Genomic DNA, 16,581 nt, shown 5'->3' with positions numbered 1-16,581 from the left:
GAAAAGAAGAATATGACGATCAAGCGTTATGGTGCGGGTGAAACCGGCGCAGGCGGCCAGCCGCTGCCATTTGCACGTGCCACCGAAGCTGCGGGATGGCTTTATGTGTCCGGCCAGGTGCCGATGGAAAAGGGCGAGATCGTGCCTGGCGGCATCATTGGTCAGAGCCGCAAGGCGATCGAAAACATGATTGCGATCCTCAATGAAGCCGGCTACAGCTTGGAAGATGTCGTGCGCATCGGCGTGTGGCTTGACGATCCACGCGATTTCTGGAGCTTCAATGGTGTCTATGCCGAGTATTTCGGCAAGAACCCGCCGGCTCGCGCTTGTGTTCAATCGCGCATGATGGTCGACTGCAAGGTCGAGGTTGATTGCGTGGCTTACCGCGCCGATCGCGCCTGACAAGGATTGGAGAGAGCATGACCGAGGCCGTAAGCGATGCGGTATCGCGACGCACCCGGGGACTGGACCGCGCCTTCGAGATTCTTGAATTTCTCCGGGTGAAACGACAGCCCATGCGGCCGAACGAAATCGCCTCCGAAATCGGGGCGCCTCGGTCGTCGGTCTATGAACTGGTCAATCTTCTACTCCGCCATGGCATGCTCGATTACCAGGGGAATGACGGCCGTGTTTATCTCGGCCGCCGCCTGTATTTTCTGGGAACAGCCTATGCCGAACAATTCGATTGGATGCGCGAATGTGACCGCATGCTGGTGCGACTGGCCGAGGAAACACGCGAAACGGCGCAGATGTGCCTGCTTGAAGGCAGGAAATATACGGTCGCCATGATGCGCGAGGGTGTCCGGCCTTTTCGCATTTCCTCAAATGTCGGCGAACCGGTTGCGATCCCCTGGACGGCGTCGGGACGCCTGCTGGTGTCGCATCTGACCGATCGGGAAATCATCGATCTGATCCCGCCGGAGGATTTTCTCCTTCCCAACGGGAGGCAGATGGAGCCGTCCGAGTTCATCGGCCAGGTTCGCCAGGCTGGTCGTGACGGCTTCTTTACTTTCAACAGTGAAGTCGAAAATTTCACCCATTGCTTCGCCGTTCCGATCTATCAGGCTGGCGGAGCTTGCATCGCTACCCTCTGCCTCGTCGCACCGCGCGAGGATGGCCTGCGCAACCGCAGCACTTATCTGCAAAGCCTGACAGCCGCCGCCAACGAAATTTCGGAGAAGCTGGGTTTTCACATCGAACGCGATAGGTCCGTTGCGCTCCGTTGAGCTGCCGTTCCAGATACCCAGGCTTGGCGATTGGAAAGAAAGCTACGGCTTCAGTTACCACGCTTTTGGTGGGATCGCCGGAGCAAGCCCTGTTCAACGGAAAGCCGCTGCGCACTTTTCCTGGAATTGCTCTAGGATCGCGGCCGGTATCCTCTGGCCCGCTTCCGCCGGGCCAATGTGAGAAACATCCTGACGGCATCGCTTTCATCGGCGAAGTGATGTGCCATGGTCTGCCCGCCGAACCCGATGCGGCCCCATCTTCTTGTCAAGCATGTGTCGCCGAACAAAGTCGTTGATATCTCCAGGGCATAATAGCGCGCCATGTTCCGCGTGGCATCCGTGCGTTCGATGTAGAGATGATAAGGTTGACTAAGCATGCCGGCAGGATGCTTGATCCAGCCGGCGGGGTCCAACGAGTGTTTTGAATCGGTCGACTCGGTTCGATTCATTTCTTTTATGTATTCGAACCCCGACCGACCCCTCCCCTGCTCGCAGCAGATAACCGGGTCGGCGATCAGGAATAGGCGGCCTCGTGGAAAGCGATTTCCAGGCGCTGCACTTCACCGAAAATGGCGCTCAGCCGCTTGCGCTGGTCAGCACGCATGGTTTCCCCCGCCTGGTCGAGCAAGGCTTTCAGCCATCGTGCCTGCGCCTCGAATTCGGGCTCGGCATGAAGCTTGACCCATTCCTTCAGCAGGGGATCGTGGATCGCCGACCGGTTGGCTTCGACCGACCATGTCCAGTACATCCATTCGGCGGCAAACATCGCGGCGATCGTATCGAGAAACGTGCCGTCGCGGGCGATCGCCAGCATTCCCTCGCGGAAGGCGGCGACGTCTTCTCGGGCGGTGTCGTATCGGGCTGGATCGATGCCACGCGCCGCAAAGGTCTTTTCGAAATAGGCGATCTGCTGGTTCGCGAGGGCGTCGAGTACGCCGATCAGCCAGCGTTTCTGCGCGATGGTCCCGGCCTTTGCGGTGGCATAGGAGAAGATCGCGATCGCCGTGTCGACGAAGGCGCCTTCGAAGACGAGGTAACGTTCGAACACTTCGCTCGGGAGGCGGCCGGCCTTGATATCCTCGACGAAGCGGTGGCGAACCATCGCCTCAAAGACATCGCGGTTTTCGTCAAGCATCTGCTCCGACAGGGTCTGTGCCATCGTCCTCACGCCTCCAGGCCGGGTTTTGCCGCTTCGACGAAGGCTGCGACACGGGCGGGCTCTACGGGGTTCCACCAAACGCCACCTTCCTTCAGTGACGAAGCGACGATGACGCCGTTCGTGCGTTTGAGGATCTCGACGATGTTGTCCTTGGTGACGCCGGAGCCGACCAGCAGCGGCAGATGCGTGGCGGCACCGATCTCCTCGATCTCCTCGATCGTCGCGCTGTTGCCGGTCCTCTGGCCTGTGGCGATCACAACGTCGGCATCGAAGAAGGCGAGATCCCGGGTCAGCTCGTCGATCGTCCGGTCGGCGGTGATGGCGTGTGCGCCGTGCTTCACATGGCTGTCGGCAAAGACCCTGATATGTTCGGCGCGCAGCAGCGAGCGATAGCGCATGGCCTCGGCCGCGCGTCCCTCCATGAAGCCCTCGTTGGCGACATAGGCGTTTGCCCATTGATTGACGCGGATGAAGCGCGCGCCTCCGGCCATCGCAATCGCAAAGGCAGGGATCGGTGCGTTGGCAAGCACATTGATGCCGAGTGGCACGCCGACGGCGCGGGCAATACGGTCCGTCACGACAGACATGAAGGCTGCGGTTTCATGGCCAATATCCTCGGGTTTCGAAAAGGGGATGTCCCCATGGTTTTCGATGATCAGGCCATGGATTCCGCCCTTGACGAGTGCTTCGGCGTCGCGCATGCAGGTGTCATAAATGGAATCCATCGCTGCGCTGCGATAGCGCGGGGCACCAGGGAAAGGCGGGCAATGGATCATGCCGATCAGCGCCTTGTCAGTACCGAAGATTTCCCGTATGGCGCTCGAGGCCTTATCCGATATCTGCTGCATTTCTCTTTCCTTTCTGAAAGTCTGCCATGCGTGCCTATGTCATCGGTAACGTCGCCATCGACGAAACCATATCCGTATTGTCCATGCCCGAAGCCGGCGCCTCGATCCTCGGCCGCGAGGAGACCCGCGACCTTGGCGGCAAGGGCGCCAATCAGGCGGTCGTAATGGGCCGGACGGGCCTTTCCACGACGCTTGTCGCCGCCGTCGGCAAGGATTTTCGCGCCCAGACGATCCGCGACCAGCTTGCCGTAGAAGTGGTCGACGCTCACCTTGTGGGACATCCCGACCGCTCCAGCGACTTCTCCATCATCTTCACCACGCCAGACGGCGAAAATGCCATCGTGACGACGACGGCCTCGGCCGAGGCGTTGACCCTTGCCGAGGCGCTTGCTCCACTCGCGGATGCCACAGCCGGCGATCTCGTCGTGCTGCAGGGCAATCTCAGCGAAAGCGTCACCCGCGGCATTCTTGCCGACGCCAGACATCGTGGCCTGACGACCGCCTTCAACCCCTCCCCGCTGCGGCCCTACTTTGCCGAGCTTTGGCCGCTGATCGACGTCGCCTTTCTCAACAAGGGCGAAGCCGAAAGCCTGACCGGTTCCTCCGGCGAGAGCGCTATTCAACACCTGGCCGAAGCCGGTGTTGCGCAGACTGTTCTGACCCTCGGCGGCGCCGGCGCGATCCTTGCCAGCGGCAGCCAGGTGATTGCGACTGTCCCAGCGCTCGCGACCGAAGTCGTCGACACGACGGGCGCCGGCGACACCTTCATGGCGGTTGCTCTCGCCTCGGCGGCACTGCGGCGTACAAGGCTCGATGCCCGAGCCATTCATCACGCAACAGCGGCCGCTGCCATCACCGTCAGCCGCCGGGGAACGCGTGCAGCCTTTCCGAGCAAAGCGGATCTCGCCGGCATTCTTGCCGGCGAATGACGCTTATTTTTCCTCCGTCAGCCAACCGAGGATATTCTTCCAAAGGCGGCCGTAGCCCTCCCATTCGCAGAAGGCGGGCGAGAGCCAATGCGGGCCGATATCCGAGGTCCACGCAACTGTCCGGCCCTTGCCGAAGCGGCCGGTCACCAGGAGCGGATGCCCGCCCTGATCGTCGGGCAAGCTAGCGATTACTTCCACATCGTCCCGCTCGCGCACCTCGACTTCGTTGACGCCAAGCAGCAAGGGCCATTTGCTCGGGATGCCGGCGACGGTCGCGTGATCGGATTTGACGATAACAGGCGTCGTTCCCTCGGGAATTTCGACACGGTCGTCATAGGGCAGGCAGGTCACCGGCAGCACGTCCTCGACGGCGGTGCGGCGCCAGCGGGCCTTGCCGTCGATCCCCTGGAAGGAAAAATAGCCGCCGACCATCAACAGGCCACCGCCCTTTTCGACCCAGGCCTTGAGCAGTTTCAGCCGGTTCGGGACGGTCTTCGAATGCAGCCAGACCGCCGGCGGAAGAAGCAGCGAGTTGGCGCCGATATCGGAAAGAATGATGGCGTCATAGACATCCAGCCCGGCCATGTCGAAGGGCAGTTGTTCGACCGCTTCATGGGCCGGCATATAGGTGAGCTCATATTCGCTGCCGGCGAGCGCTTTTACGAGCGGCTCGGCGCCAAGGTGGAACGTGACGCTTCCGAACTGGTCGAAGCCCTTATAGTGCGTGGCGGAACTGACCCAGCTTTCGCCGACGAGAAGAACCTTCTTTGTCATGATGTTTCCATTTCTTTTTATGGCGTTGCGTCGGCCTCGAAGACCGATCTCGGATTGGCGCGCATGAAGACGTCGAGCGTTGCATCGTCCAATCCATGGCGCTTCAGGCGCGGCAGGAAGTGGCGCAGGACATAGGCGTAACCGTTGCCGCCGTAATGCTTGAGCATCATCTTCAGGAAGACGTCGTGCGAGAGCAGGAGCCGATCCTTGTGTCCCTTCTCGACGAGCTTGACGAGCGCGCGAGCCGCCTCCTCGTCGCTTGGGCATTGCACCTGCTGATCGGCATAGAAGAAATCCATGCCGATCATGTCGTATTCGAGGAAAGCGCCGCGGGCAGCCAGCTCCGACTGGTAGGTGAGATCGTCATGCGACGGGTTCATGTGGCACAGCACCGTATGCCTGAGATCGCCACCCTCCGCTGCTACGATGTCGAGAACCTTGTGGCCGAGGCGATACCAGCCGGGAAGATGGACCATCAGCGGCAGGCCGGTGCGCACGTGCGCCTGCGCTGCGCCCCGCAGCGATTTTTCCTCCGCGGCCGTGAAATCGGACGAGACGCCGATCTCGCCGATGAGGCCGATCTTCACATCGGTGCCATCGGCGCCCGCGGTTGCCTCGGACACGATTTCATCGGCGATCTGAGCCGCGGACATATCGGCAACCCTCGCCGGATGCGACGAACCGAGATAAAAGCCGGCCCCCATGACGATGTTCAATCCCGTCGTCTTGGAAATCCGCCGCAGAGCCAGCGGATCGCGGCCGATGCCCTGGCATGTCGGCTCGACAACCGTCCGGCCCCCGAGCCCGGCAAAATCTTCGAGCTCCGTCACGGCAAGCTTTTCGTCATCCAGCGTGATGTTGTGCTTGTTGATGAAAGGGTCCTGCCGCAGTTCGCCAAGGATCTCCATGCAGACGAAGCTCTCGGCAAGATATTGCCGGTCCGGCGTCTTCGGCGCGTGCCACCAGCAGCGGCAATCGTTGAGAATATGCTCGTGCATCAGGGTAATGCCGATGTCGGAGACCGGAACCGGTCCCGAGACGGTCATCACATGTCCGGACCGGAGGTGACCGGGTGAAAGTTCATCCGTTGCCATCAGTTCTTCCTCCTCCCCGTCAGTCGGAAGTTGGTGGTGAAGATGCGCGTGTTCAGCCAGATGGCGACAAGGATGATCGCCCCGGTAACGATCTGGGTAAAGAAGGGCGAGATATGCATCAGGATCAGGCCGTTGCCGATGACGGCGATGGTCATGGTGCCGAGAACCGTGCCGATCATCGTGCCCCGCCCGCCCATCAGCGATGTGCCGCCAAGCACGACGGCGGCAATCACCTGAAGTTCGAAGCCGACCGCCGCATTCGATGAGCCGGAGCCAAGACGCGCGGCAATCAAGAGCCCGGCCAGCGCAGATGCGACCCCCGAGACCAGATAGACCGAAGCGACGATCCATTTGGCGGGCATGCCGACACGGCGCGCCGCCTCCATGTTCGATCCCACCGCCACGATCTGGCGCCCGTATTTCGTTGAGGCCATGACGACATAGCCGGCAATCGCGATCAGGATCGCGATCAAGGCCGGAACGGGAAAGCCGGCCAGTTCGCCGCGTCCCATATAGAAGAAGCCCGGATCGCCGTTGATCGGGATGGAATAACCCTGGGTCAGATAGAGAGCGACGCCGCGCAGGATGGAGAGACCGGCGAGCGTGACGATGAAGGCAGGAATATTCTGGTAGGCGATGAACCAGCCCTGCAGCAGGCCGACGATGCCGCCGAAGGCGAGCATGCCGATCGAGACCAACTGCCAGGGTATACCCGTCGCCAGCGTAATGGCGGCGACCGCATTGATGAGCGCCAGCATGGAGCCGACGGAAAGATCGATCCCGCCTGTGACGATGACCAGCGTCATGGCGATCGCCACGACAAGGATGGGAGCTGCCTGGCGCACGACATTGAGAATGTTGCCCATCGTCATGAAGGTCGTCGTCGTCAGCGAGAAGAAGACGAGGCATGCCAGGAAGAAGAAGGCGATCGACAGGACCTGAGCGTTCTCACTCAGGAAATCTGATATCGGCGAGCCTTTGCTGCGTTCGGTGTAGACGGTCAATGTCTCTCTCCCCCGACGATGAGCTTGACGAGATCCTCAAGATTGGTCTTGCCGATATCGCGCTCTGCGACCTTGGTGCCTTCGTACATGACGGCGATCCGGTCGCAGACCCTGAAGAGATCCTGAAGGCGGTGGGTGATCAGGACGACGGAAACGCCGGTCGCCTTGACCCGATTGATGAGCGAGAGAACGGCTTCGACCTCGGCGACAGCAAGCGCCGAGGTCGGCTCGTCCATGATCAGCACCTTGGGGCTGAATGAGGCCGCTCGCGCAATCGCGATCGCCTGGCGTTGGCCGCCGGACAGCTTCTCCACCTTGGCCGATAGGCGCGGAATGCGGATCTCGAGCGCATCCAGCATCTTGCGGGCCTCGGTCAGCATTCTCTGGCGATCGAGGAATGGGCCTCTGGTGATTTCGCGCCCGAGGAAAAGATTGCCGACGACATCGACGTGATCGCACAGACTGAGGTCCTGGAAGACCATTTCGATGTGCCGGCCGCGCGCATCGGCGGGTCCGGAGAATTTGACCTCCTCGCCGTTCAGCGAGATGGTTCCGTCATCCGGCAGATAGGTGCCGGAGATGATTTTGGTGAGCGTTGATTTCCCAGCGGCATTGTCGCCGACGAGGCCGAGGCATTCACCGGGAAAGAGATCGAGATCGACGCCGCGCAACGCCTGATGCGAACCGAAGGTCTTGCGGATGCCGCGCAGTGATACCGCCGGGGTCACAGCCGGCGAGCCGGAGGAATGCCGGGAGGCTTGCGCCTCCCCGGCTCCGGCATGAACAGGCCGGTTCTCCGTCATCATTTGAAGACGGCCCGGTATGGATCGACGTTCTGCTTCGTCACGATCGTAATCGGCACAGAGATGCTCTTTTCGACGCTCTGGCCGGCGGTCAGCTTCGCCAGCGCCTCGACGGCGGCCTTGCCCTCGCCTGCCGGGTCCTGCTGGACGACAGCGACGACATAGCCCTGATCGAGACCGGCGATCGCCTGTGCCGTCAGGTCCCAGCCGAAGACCTTGATGCTGTCCTGCTTGCCCTGGCTCTGAACGGCGGCGATGGCGCCGAGCAGGGCCGGCTCGCCGGTGGCGTAGATCGCCGTCATGTCGGGATTGCCGGTGATGAGATTTTCGGCGGCGGCAAGGGCGTTATCCTGGATATTCTGTCCATCGACAACGCCAGCCGTCTCGATGCTGCCGCCCTTGATCGCGTCTTCGAAACCTTTCTGGCGCAGGTTCTGGATATAGGAGTTCAGGGCGCCGACGATGCCGACCTTGGCCTTGCCACCCATATTCTTCTTCACGTAGTCGCGAAAGTAGGCGCCGATATCGGAACCGGCCTTGCCGTTATCGACGCCGATCTGCGACTTCTGCGGGCCTTCCGGCAGGATCGCATCGATGGCGACGATCGGAATGCCGGCATCCGAAGCCTGCTTGACGGCCGGCATGATGCCGTTGACGTCGATGGCAACGACGATCAGGCCATCGACCTTCTGTTGGACATAGGTTTCGATGGCGCTGTTCTGCGCGGCAGCGTCGTTATTGGCGTTGAAGATGACGAGCTTGTCGCCCGAGGCATCGGCCGCCTTCTGGGCGCCTTCGTTGATCTGATTGAAGAAAAGGGCCTGCTGGTTGATCTGCACCAGCGCGTAGGTCTTGCCGGCGGCATGCGCCAACGGAGCTGCAAAGGTCACGCCCGCTAACGCGGTAAAGGCAAGGGCGACGTTGAACGCCCGACGTCTGATCTGTTCCATGTTCTCATCCTCTGGTTTCGTTATCGTTGCTTGTTATGGGTCGAAGGCGGTGCAACGGAATTCCGCACGACGATTTCGACTGGCACGAGTTCCTCGGTGGCGAGCGATTTGCTTTCCTGCCAGTTTGTCTCGAGAAGAAGGGAAAGAGCGCGCTGTCCGATGGCGCGCACCGGCTGCCGGATCGCCGTCAGGGGCGGCGCAAAAAGATGCAGCGGACTGACATCGTCGAAGCCGATGAGGGACAGGTCATCCGGTATCGAAATCCCCTTCTCGCGCAGGACTTCGATCATGCCGATGGCGATCTCGTCCGAGCTGGCGAAGATCGCGGTCGCCGTCATGCCCTCCTCCAGGAAGCGCAGCGCCATTTCCCGCCCACAGGCGATCGTATATTCGCCGCTGTAGCGCCGGATCGAGACGTCACTGCCGAAGCGCTCCCGCAAGCCCTCGTGCAATCCGTTGAAGCGCCGCTGCGTGCTGATCATGGCATCGGGGCCGCCGACATAGAGCACGTCGCGATGGCCGAATTCAGCCAGATGGCGGCCTGCGAGATAACCGCCCTGCCGATTGTCGCAGAAGAGTTTCGGGACGGTCGCGAGCGGAACGTCCTCGTCGACGACGACGACCTTGCCCGTTCGATTGATGAGAGCGGCGAGTTCACCGCTATCGGGATGGTTGGTGACGAAGACCAATCCGTCCACATGATTGTGCTCGATCAGCCTGAGATAGGCGACCTCGCGGCCGGTCCGGTTGAGGGTCGCATAGAGCGATACGGCCAAGCCCTTGTCGTTGGCCGCCTCTTCGACGGCCGCCACCATGGTCGCGAAGAACGGATTGGCGATATCGGGCACCACGAGACCGATCGTATCGGAGCGGCCTCGGCTCAGCCGCCGGGCATGCGGGTTCGGCTGATATTTGAGGGAGGCGATCGCGTCTTCGATCCGCCGCTTGGTGAGCATGGGCAGGTCCAAGGAACCGTTCAGCATGCGGGAGACGGTTGTCACCGACACGCCGGCAGCCCTCGCGACATCTTTCAATCCCGGCGTGTGTCCCTTTGCCATTTCGCTTGTAAACCGCTTTAGTAAAACGCTTTACTAACACTCAATGACAATCGCGTACCTGTCAAGAGAATTTGACACGGTTACGCCAAGCGGATGCTGAGGCTGCTGACATGGCGACGGCTACAGACGAGGCGAGTACCAGGGCTAGCTACAAGGTCCGTTGGCTCGAGAGGTACGGAGGGTTGTCGACGTTCCCGTCGTCGCGGGCGGTTTGATTACCGGCTACGATCAAGCCGAAATGATCATCGGCACCGGTGATGCCGACATGGTGGCACTGGCGAGAACCATTTTATTCGATCCGAACTGGCCATGGCACGCTGCTGCGGCGCTAGGGGGTAAAGTTCGTGTGCCAAAGCAGTATCTTCGCTCCCAGCCCAATCGCTATCGCGAGCTTTTCGAGACGGAATGACACGCAGTTCTACGGAAACATCAAAACGAACTGGATATCGGGATGTCGCGCGTTGCAATTCCCGCTACGATCGAGGATGGCATTGCGTGAATTCTTGAGCTGCCCTGATGCCACTTGCCCATGCTCCGTGAGCTGTCGAGAAGTCTGATTGACTTGTCGCCTCGCCCGCGAAAAACAGTCGCTCGCCGACGGGGTTTGCCAATCTCCGGCGGTCTCGAGCACAACCGGGCAATGCGTGGCTGTATGAGCCATGGATCCAGTCGACATTGCACCATGAAGAGGCGGCTATTGGCTTGAGGTGTGTCCGGATCTTACTGCCAAGCAGCGCTGTCAACTCCTCGATGGCAAAGGCGAAAGCGTCGAGAACTCCGGCGTCTTCGATCGCGATTGCGCCGAGCCCGCCGAAAAATCCCTCGATGACCGGGCGACCGAGCGGTCGGATGTAGTAGCTGCCCGTTTTATCATTGGCGGGGTTTCCCAGAAGATGGGTCTCGGCCTCCAGACCGTCATTGTCATCCAAGTGGAAGAAAAGCTTGTCCGCGAGGCCAAGCGGCAGGTTCGCAGCTGCCTGCAGGTGATCGTCGATTTCCGGATCGAATTCGATAAGGCCCCTCGCAAGCACGCCTGTCGAGACAGTCACGATCACCGCCCGGGTAGCGATTGCCCCGCGATCGGTCTCGACCCGAACGCCTGACCGGGTGAACCGCACCTTCCTCGCAGGACAGGATACGTATAGAGGAACAGCCGGCATGTTCCTTCCCAGCAACGTTCCATATCCTTCACGCACCCGCCAGTTTGACTGGGTTGCAGCCTTGTCGTAAGCAAGGAAATCCGCGACTGAGAGACGATCGAGCGGTGCACCATTAAGGTATCCGCTTAGAGACTGACAGTAAGCGTTCCACTTCCCACCTGGGTCAAGGGCGTCCGAAGCCCGGTCCGAGGCTGGTGGGGCTCTTTCCATTCGTTCGGACATGACCGACCAAGCCTCAAGAGCAGCTTTTCGATCATCGGGAGTAAATCCGAGATCCCGCCATTGATCTTGCCAGGCAGTGCGACCTTCGACGACATCGAAGCCTTCAGTCCTTGCCAGATCGACCAGTGGATTGCGCTCGGCAGAATGTAACCAGCCACAACCCATGTCGATCGAAAGACCATAGATCTCGTTCGTCCAGGCTCGGCCGCCGATGCGGCTGCTTGCTTCGATGACGACTATCTTGCGGCCTAGCGAGGCCAGCATACGGGCAGCAGAAATCCCAGCCGCCCCAGCGCCGATTATAGCCACCTCGAAGTCCATAACGCGCTCCGTTAATTCTGGTGAAATTGACAGCCGGATGCTCTTGAATCAGGCTACAGACACTATAACGCCTAAAGATCTTTGTTATTGTACATCATGAGCTTTTTCGAAACCCTCGTTGCGCTTCTGGCGGTCGCCGTGGTTCTGTTGCAGATCACCCGGCGAGTCCACCTGCCGTATCCAGGTATTCTTGCCGCGGCTGGCGTAGCGGTCGCGATGGTTCCCGGAGCGCCTAACATCCCGATTGATCCCCACACGGCATTGGCGCTTTTCATTGCGCCTGTGCTCGTTGACTCCGCGTACGATTTTCCTCTAGCGGCGGCAAGACGCATGCTCCTGCCGATCTTTGTTTACGCAGTAGTCGCCGTTCTCGCTACAACCGGCGTAGTCGTCCTCATCAGCGCTTTGACCGTTGGTCTGCCTATAATCGTCGCCCTTACTCTCGGCGCGATCGTCGCTCCTCCGGACGCTGCGGCCGCTACCGCGGTTCTGTCGGGGCTACCGGTCGACCGCAGAGTGGATACTCTGCTCAAGGGCGAGAGCCTGTTCAACGACGCGACCGCCCTTCTGCTGTTCAGTGCGGCCCTGAGCATCCAAGCCAGTGGTGGCCTGGGGTCGGCGACCATAGTCAAGATTGCGATTGCGGCACCGGGTGGAATTCTTTTCGGCATCGCATTTGGTTATCTTCTGTCCAGAGTGAGACCACTGACGGAAAACACGGTAGGCGGAACGCTTCTCCAGTTCGTTTATGCGTTCGCAACGTGGATAATCGCCGAGAGGCTCCATCTGTCGGCGGTCTTGGCCACTGTTGCGAGCGCCATGACGATCGCGACGCTGGCAACGGTCAACGACTCGCCGCGGATGCGCGTCCATTCGTTTGCTGTATGGACGACCGTGGTCTTCCTCCTGAATGTGGTAGCATTCTTGCTGATGGGCCTGCAGGCGAAAAGCATCGTTCAGACAATGTCCCCTGATGAGCTGGCTCGCTCCATCGGCTTTGCCACGATTGTCGTCATCGGAGTGATTGCTTGCAGAATTGCCATTGCTTTTCTCTTTCACGCGGTAGTCACTTTTCGACACGACAGAGGAGGCTACCTCGCGCCATTCCGACATGGAGAGACTATGCTTGTGGGATGGGCCGGGATGCGTGGCCTCGTCACTCTCGCGACTGCCTTCGCTCTCCCATCGGATTTCCCCGAGCGCAACCTGGTCGTACTCGCAGCGTTTGCCGTTGTGCTTGCGACGCTTGTCATCCAAGGCGCAACTCTGGCTCCGATGATCCATCTTCTCCAGCTAGGGCGCCAGGAGGCGGTTCGAAAGGAGACCGATGCGGCAAGAGTCGACCTTGCTGAAGCTGCGATCGCAAGGTTGGCCTCAGAAGAAGGACCCGAAGCCGCAGCTCTTATTGCTGTGTATGCCCAGACCGCAGCGGACCCGGGCGGCCTGTCCGACGATCGACGCCGCGGGCTATTGCGCGCTGCGACCCTAGCTCAGCGCCAGCGCCTCGATGAACTTAGAGACGCGGATCTCATTGGCGCGACGCAGTATCTGGAGTTGCAAGAGGACCTGGACTGGCAGCAGCTGGCGGCCGAGTCCGAGAAAGACAAGCGGATAACGGAAAGCTAAGAAAAGGTGCTCCGCAAATAATGCGTCGCCATTCTGATAAAGAGCCCGAATGATTGGCTACTGAAGCGCGCTTCCAGGCTGGTTACCAATAAACTCCGAAAACTATCGCGTTCACTCATCGACAAAACATCAAGGACGGCCGGGATCGCGTGACGACGATTGCTCTCAGCATTTTATATTGCTTGGTCAACTGGCCTGATATAAATCAACGGACTACATAGATCGCAAACGATTACAGTTTATAGATCTGGAAATATTAGAAATATTGCCCAATCCCGTCGGCGCTGATCATTCTTCGGCAGCGGCACACCGCACACCCTAACCCTCGAAAATCATGCCCAAGCAGACAAAACCCTTCATCTTCGAAATCAAGAACTCCCGCCGCAAAAAGGCTGGATTGGTCGAACAGACGAAATCCATTTGGGGGGCATTCGCGTCCGATCTCAAACAGAGCTTGGTACCGGAGAACGAAGAGCGGATCCGCTCGGCCGCTCCTGCACCCGGTCCGGTTCCATCGGAACTGAAACCCGCAATCGTTGCCGATAGCGTAGCAACCTTGCCGCCGAAATCGCGCTTCCTTGAAAAATGGGCCGCGAGGAAAGCCGAAAAGCAAAAGGCAGGCCCAAGGGATGCCGTTGCGGCATTCCTCGCTCGGATTGAAAAGCAGAAAGCGTTGCTTGCGGAGTTTCAGGCGGATCCCGCAGGTTTCAAGAAATGGCGGTCGGCATGGTTCCGAAAGGTCACTGGTGGCTTTGGTGTCAGCATCAGTTATGATGCCGTCGATGCAGGCGGCGGCCTGCGATATATTGTCGTCGAGACAGTTCGAGACGTCGCCGAATTCCTCGACGATCTCGCTCAGCACGCGCAAACCGATATGAATTTCCAACGTGTGTTGAAAGAGAACCGCCTGCGACGCGCGGACCGGCGAGTTGGCGGTTGAGCGGCCCGCAATATCAATTGGCGGCATACGGCGTCCCGCGACCTAACGCTCGAGTTCGTCAGTGATGTCGGCACAGAAATCGACAAATGCGCGCACCTTTGCTGGCGGGTGCTTGCGCGATGGATGGAAAGCAAAGAGCGGGAAACGCTCACCGTGCCAGTCTGGAAAGAGGTCGATCAGCGACCCTCTCGCCAATGCCTGCCCGATGCCCCAACCGATCACCTGCGCAATACCGGTTCCGGCGAGGCATTCGTCGAGCATTGTCTTCGGGTCGGTGAACGTCAACGGTCCGCTCGTCGGAACATCGATGGTCTCGTCTCCCCGGATGAATTCCCATTCGAATGGCTTCCCGGTGTAGGGGTCGACAAACTGCAGACAGCGATGAGCGGAGAGGTCGCGAGGATGCGCCGGACGGCCATGGCGCTCCAGATAGCGAGGTGACGCCACGGTCAGAATTGGTGCTTCTATCAGTTTTCGTGCAACCAGGCTGGCAAAGCGCGGCTGGCCGAACCGAATTGCGAGATCGATACCCTCTGCAACAAGATCGCCGACATGCTCCCTGGTCACGAACTCGATGGACAGATCGGGATAGCGTTCGCAGAATCCACCAAGCCGGCCTGCGAGCACGAGGGGCAGAAAGAATGGATCGATATCCACTTTCAAGCGGCCGCGCACCGCCGACGCCGAGCCGGACACGACCACGGCAGCGTCCTCGATCGCATTCAAGTGCGGCTTCACCTCCTCATAGAACCGCCGGCCCTCGTCGGTTAGAGTCACCGAACGCGTCGTTCGATCGAGCAAGCGCACACCAAGGCGCGCCTCAAGACGGCCAATGGCCCGGCTTACACCGGAATCGGTGATGCCGATCAGTTCAGCGCCTTTGACGAAGCTCCCGCCTTCAACGACGGCCGCAAGCACGCTCACGCCCGAAAGAATCCGTCCATCGAACGACATGCATCAACTCCTGACTTTTGATCAGGAAGCATCTGACATAAGCGCACTTAATTCAAGAGCGTTCCAGAGAGATAACGGTCCTGCGCTTTTAAACCTGAAAGGACCCAGTCATGAGCAATCTCAGCCATTCCCGCACGCTCTTCAAAGGCGGCACCATCCTGACGATGGACAGAACGGTCGGCAATCTTGCCAGCGGCGACCTGCTCGTGGAAGGCGACAGGATAGCAGCCATCGGACCGAACCTCGCCGTTACCGATGCAACGATCATCGACGCCTCTGACACCATCGTCATGCCGGGTCTGATCGACGCCCATCATCATATGTGGCTGGGCGCCATGCGCCGCATGATGCCGGATGTGCACGACCTCTTTGCCTATATCGATGTGGTCGCCGAAACGCTGGGCTGCCATTATCGCCCGCTCGACATGTATCTCAGCACCCGGCTTACGGCACTCGCCTGCCTTGACGCCGGCATTACGACCATCATCGATGCCTGCCATTCCTCCCGCAGCCCCGAACACACGGACGCAGCGCTCGACGCCCTCGACGGCAGCGGCATCCGCGCCTTGCATATGGTCGGCGCCGCCATGGACAAAAAGGCGTCTGCCGCCCACCTGCCGGGCGATCTAAAGCGGCTTGCAGAGAACTGGAACCAGGGCGATGGCCTTGTGCGTGTCGGCCTGTTCGGCCAGCTTAATCTCGATTGGTGGAAGGTCGCCCGCGGCCTTGACATGCGCATTCTGACCGAGTTCATCGGCGATCTCGCCAAGCTCGGCCCGGAATTTGCCGAAGAGGGCGTGCTCGGCCCGCACAACATCTTCAATCATTGCACCCGCATTCCGCAGGAGACGTGGCGCCTCTTTGCCAATGCCGGCGTGAACATCACCGTCAACCCGCGTTCCGATGCGCTTTTCGGTTTCGATGACGAGAGTTTCGCCTATCAGCAAGCCGTCGACCATGGCTTAACGCCGGCTGTCGGCATCGATCTCGACACTGCCTTCGGCAGCGACATGTTCGGCGAGATGCACGCCCTGTTTTTGCAGCAGCGCTCGGCCATACGTTACCGCAAATTCCGGGGCGAAGATAATGTGCCCCTGCCGATCACCGTCGAGCGCGTCCTTGAGGCGGCAACGGTGAACGGTGCACGCGCCGCGGGACTTGAGAGCGAGGTTGGTTCGCTGGCGCCCGGCAAGCAGGCCGATATCATCATGGTCCGCACCAACGGTGTCGCCGTCATGCCGGTCAACAACGCTGTCGGCACGATCGTCCAGGCTGTCGAGCGCTCGGATGTCGATACGGTCATGGTCGCCGGCAAGATCCGCAAGCATGGCGGAAAGCTGGTCGGCACCGATCTGATCAAGCTGTCAGCTGATATCACCGCGTCGCGCGACCACCTGCTGGAAAAGAGCGGCTATCACCTGGACCGCTTCGGCGCACCCGCCTCCGAGGAAGTGGCCTGAATCGGTGCCGCCGCTTTTCGGCGGCGCTGCCACCCCACAGACTTTCAGAATGG

Annotated in this window: 17 protein-coding genes and 1 pseudogene; 6 read left to right on the top strand and 12 right to left on the bottom strand. The window is 60.1% G+C overall.

Going from position 1 to position 16,581, the window contains the following annotated elements; translation table 11 throughout:
• Window positions 1-12: 12 nt before the first annotated feature.
• Both FHT84_RS09190 and FHT84_RS09185 read left to right on the top strand, forming a co-directional pair.
• Window positions 13-402, top strand: a complete 390-nt coding sequence (locus FHT84_RS09190) for a RidA family protein (RefSeq protein ID WP_112345791.1) — start codon at window positions 13-15, stop codon at window positions 400-402.
• A 17-nt stretch (window positions 403-419) separates the two neighbouring features.
• Complete coding sequence (locus FHT84_RS09185) at window positions 420-1,226, top strand: IclR family transcriptional regulator (RefSeq protein ID WP_112345792.1); 807 nt, start codon at window positions 420-422, stop codon at window positions 1,224-1,226.
• A 131-nt stretch (window positions 1,227-1,357) separates the two neighbouring features.
• On the opposite strand, the gene FHT84_RS09180 is transcribed toward FHT84_RS09185, so the two are convergent.
• From FHT84_RS09180 to FHT84_RS09170, 3 genes are all read right to left on the bottom strand, one after another.
• Window positions 1,358-1,603, bottom strand: coding sequence for a WGR domain-containing protein (locus FHT84_RS09180; protein WP_113249067.1), 246 nt, complete (start codon window positions 1,601-1,603; stop codon window positions 1,358-1,360).
• A gap of 137 nt (window positions 1,604-1,740) precedes the next feature.
• Window positions 1,741-2,385 carry a TenA family protein gene (locus FHT84_RS09175; RefSeq protein WP_113248837.1) on the bottom strand — a complete coding sequence of 215 codons (645 nt, stop codon included), beginning with the start codon at window positions 2,383-2,385 and terminating at the stop codon, window positions 1,741-1,743.
• A gap of 5 nt (window positions 2,386-2,390) precedes the next feature.
• Entirely contained in the window at window positions 2,391-3,233 is an 843-nt protein-coding gene (locus FHT84_RS09170; protein WP_113248836.1) for a BtpA/SgcQ family protein, read from the bottom strand.
• A gap of 26 nt (window positions 3,234-3,259) precedes the next feature.
• Between FHT84_RS09170 and FHT84_RS09165 the strand changes: the two genes are divergently transcribed.
• Window positions 3,260-4,162: a PfkB family carbohydrate kinase gene (locus FHT84_RS09165; RefSeq protein WP_183761861.1), complete on the top strand. Its 903-nt coding sequence runs from the start codon at window positions 3,260-3,262 to the stop codon at window positions 4,160-4,162.
• A gap of 3 nt (window positions 4,163-4,165) precedes the next feature.
• Here the strand turns inward: FHT84_RS09165 and FHT84_RS09160 are convergent, their stop codons facing one another.
• From FHT84_RS09160 to FHT84_RS09135, 6 genes are read right to left on the bottom strand one after another with little or no spacing between them, the layout of a single operon-like run.
• Entirely contained in the window at window positions 4,166-4,936 is a 771-nt protein-coding gene (locus FHT84_RS09160; protein ID WP_112345797.1) for a glutamine amidotransferase, read from the bottom strand.
• Window positions 4,937-4,953: 17 nt separating this feature from the next.
• Complete coding sequence (locus tag FHT84_RS09155; protein ID WP_113248834.1) at window positions 4,954-6,030, bottom strand: phosphotriesterase; 1,077 nt, start codon at window positions 6,028-6,030, stop codon at window positions 4,954-4,956.
• Window positions 6,030-7,034 carry an ABC transporter permease gene (locus FHT84_RS09150; protein ID WP_113248833.1) on the bottom strand — a complete coding sequence of 335 codons (1,005 nt, stop codon included), beginning with the start codon at window positions 7,032-7,034 and terminating at the stop codon, window positions 6,030-6,032. Before FHT84_RS09150 ends, FHT84_RS09155 begins: the two co-directional genes overlap by 1 nt.
• Window positions 7,031-7,840, bottom strand: coding sequence for an ATP-binding cassette domain-containing protein (locus tag FHT84_RS09145; protein WP_113248832.1), 810 nt, complete (start codon window positions 7,838-7,840; stop codon window positions 7,031-7,033). The genes FHT84_RS09150 and FHT84_RS09145 overlap by 4 nt, the downstream gene beginning before the upstream one ends.
• A complete protein-coding gene (locus FHT84_RS09140) occupies window positions 7,837-8,787 on the bottom strand; it encodes a substrate-binding domain-containing protein (protein ID WP_113248831.1) in 951 nt (316 codons plus the stop codon). Before FHT84_RS09140 ends, FHT84_RS09145 begins: the two co-directional genes overlap by 4 nt.
• Window positions 8,788-8,807: 20 nt before the next feature.
• On the bottom strand, window positions 8,808-9,845 hold the full coding sequence (locus FHT84_RS09135; RefSeq protein WP_113248830.1) for a LacI family DNA-binding transcriptional regulator: 1,038 nt from the start codon (window positions 9,843-9,845) through the stop codon (window positions 8,808-8,810).
• 151 nt (window positions 9,846-9,996) lie between these two features.
• On the opposite strand from FHT84_RS09135, the pseudogene FHT84_RS09130 reads away from it, so the two are divergent.
• Window positions 9,997-10,254 (top strand): annotated as a pseudogene (locus FHT84_RS09130) (oxidoreductase); the annotation flags it as partial.
• A gap of 64 nt (window positions 10,255-10,318) precedes the next feature.
• On the opposite strand, the gene FHT84_RS09125 reads toward FHT84_RS09130, so the two are convergent.
• Window positions 10,319-11,548: an NAD(P)/FAD-dependent oxidoreductase gene (locus tag FHT84_RS09125; RefSeq protein ID WP_113248828.1), complete on the bottom strand. Its 1,230-nt coding sequence runs from the start codon at window positions 11,546-11,548 to the stop codon at window positions 10,319-10,321.
• A gap of 96 nt (window positions 11,549-11,644) precedes the next feature.
• On the opposite strand from FHT84_RS09125, the gene FHT84_RS09120 reads away from it, so the two are divergent.
• Window positions 11,645-13,174, top strand: a complete 1,530-nt coding sequence (locus FHT84_RS09120; protein WP_113249066.1) for a sodium:proton antiporter — start codon at window positions 11,645-11,647, stop codon at window positions 13,172-13,174.
• 256 nt (window positions 13,175-13,430) lie between these two features.
• Here FHT84_RS09120 and FHT84_RS09115 read toward each other — a convergent pair whose 3' ends face one another.
• Together FHT84_RS09115 and FHT84_RS09110 are read right to left on the bottom strand one after the other, a co-directional pair.
• Window positions 13,431-14,141 (bottom strand): hypothetical protein, encoded by a 711-nt coding sequence (locus FHT84_RS09115; RefSeq protein WP_162736920.1) that lies wholly within the window; start codon window positions 14,139-14,141, stop codon window positions 13,431-13,433.
• Window positions 14,142-14,156: 15 nt separating this feature from the next.
• Window positions 14,157-15,068, bottom strand: coding sequence for a LysR family transcriptional regulator (locus FHT84_RS09110; RefSeq protein ID WP_113248826.1), 912 nt, complete (start codon window positions 15,066-15,068; stop codon window positions 14,157-14,159).
• A gap of 110 nt (window positions 15,069-15,178) precedes the next feature.
• Between FHT84_RS09110 and FHT84_RS09105 the strand changes: the two genes are divergently transcribed.
• On the top strand, window positions 15,179-16,528 hold the full coding sequence (locus FHT84_RS09105; RefSeq protein ID WP_113248825.1) for an amidohydrolase family protein: 1,350 nt from the start codon (window positions 15,179-15,181) through the stop codon (window positions 16,526-16,528).
• Window positions 16,529-16,581 lie beyond the last annotated feature (53 nt).

It is taken from the genome of Rhizobium sp. BK289 (assembly GCF_014193575.1).
GTDB lineage: Bacteria > Pseudomonadota > Alphaproteobacteria > Rhizobiales > Rhizobiaceae > Rhizobium > Rhizobium tropici_C.
Note: the sequence above shows the minus strand (reverse complement) of the source record. Positions and strands in the feature narration are given on the sequence as shown.

Bases quoted from the DNA above. Each gene is read 5' to 3' on its own strand.
- FHT84_RS09190 (WP_112345791.1), top strand. From the start codon at position 13: ATGACGATCAAGCGTTATGGTGCGGGTGAAACCGGCGCAGGCGGCCAG.
- FHT84_RS09185 (WP_112345792.1), top strand. From the start codon at position 420: ATGACCGAGGCCGTAAGCGATGCGGTATCGCGACGCACCCGGGGACTG.
- FHT84_RS09180 (WP_113249067.1), bottom strand. From the start codon at position 1,603: ATGCTTAGTCAACCTTATCATCTCTACATCGAACGCACGGATGCCACG.
- FHT84_RS09175 (WP_113248837.1), bottom strand. From the start codon at position 2,385: ATGGCACAGACCCTGTCGGAGCAGATGCTTGACGAAAACCGCGATGTC.
- FHT84_RS09170 (WP_113248836.1), bottom strand. From the start codon at position 3,233: ATGCAGCAGATATCGGATAAGGCCTCGAGCGCCATACGGGAAATCTTC.
- FHT84_RS09165 (WP_183761861.1), top strand. From the start codon at position 3,260: ATGCGTGCCTATGTCATCGGTAACGTCGCCATCGACGAAACCATATCC.
- FHT84_RS09160 (WP_112345797.1), bottom strand. From the start codon at position 4,936: ATGACAAAGAAGGTTCTTCTCGTCGGCGAAAGCTGGGTCAGTTCCGCC.
- FHT84_RS09155 (WP_113248834.1), bottom strand. From the start codon at position 6,030: ATGGCAACGGATGAACTTTCACCCGGTCACCTCCGGTCCGGACATGTG.
- FHT84_RS09145 (WP_113248832.1), bottom strand. From the start codon at position 7,840: ATGATGACGGAGAACCGGCCTGTTCATGCCGGAGCCGGGGAGGCGCAA.
- FHT84_RS09140 (WP_113248831.1), bottom strand. From the start codon at position 8,787: ATGGAACAGATCAGACGTCGGGCGTTCAACGTCGCCCTTGCCTTTACC.
- FHT84_RS09135 (WP_113248830.1), bottom strand. From the start codon at position 9,845: ATGGCAAAGGGACACACGCCGGGATTGAAAGATGTCGCGAGGGCTGCC.
- FHT84_RS09125 (WP_113248828.1), bottom strand. From the start codon at position 11,548: ATGGACTTCGAGGTGGCTATAATCGGCGCTGGGGCGGCTGGGATTTCT.
- FHT84_RS09120 (WP_113249066.1), top strand. From the start codon at position 11,645: ATGAGCTTTTTCGAAACCCTCGTTGCGCTTCTGGCGGTCGCCGTGGTT.
- FHT84_RS09115 (WP_162736920.1), bottom strand. From the start codon at position 14,141: ATGCCGCCAATTGATATTGCGGGCCGCTCAACCGCCAACTCGCCGGTC.
- FHT84_RS09110 (WP_113248826.1), bottom strand. From the start codon at position 15,068: ATGTCGTTCGATGGACGGATTCTTTCGGGCGTGAGCGTGCTTGCGGCC.
- FHT84_RS09105 (WP_113248825.1), top strand. From the start codon at position 15,179: ATGAGCAATCTCAGCCATTCCCGCACGCTCTTCAAAGGCGGCACCATC.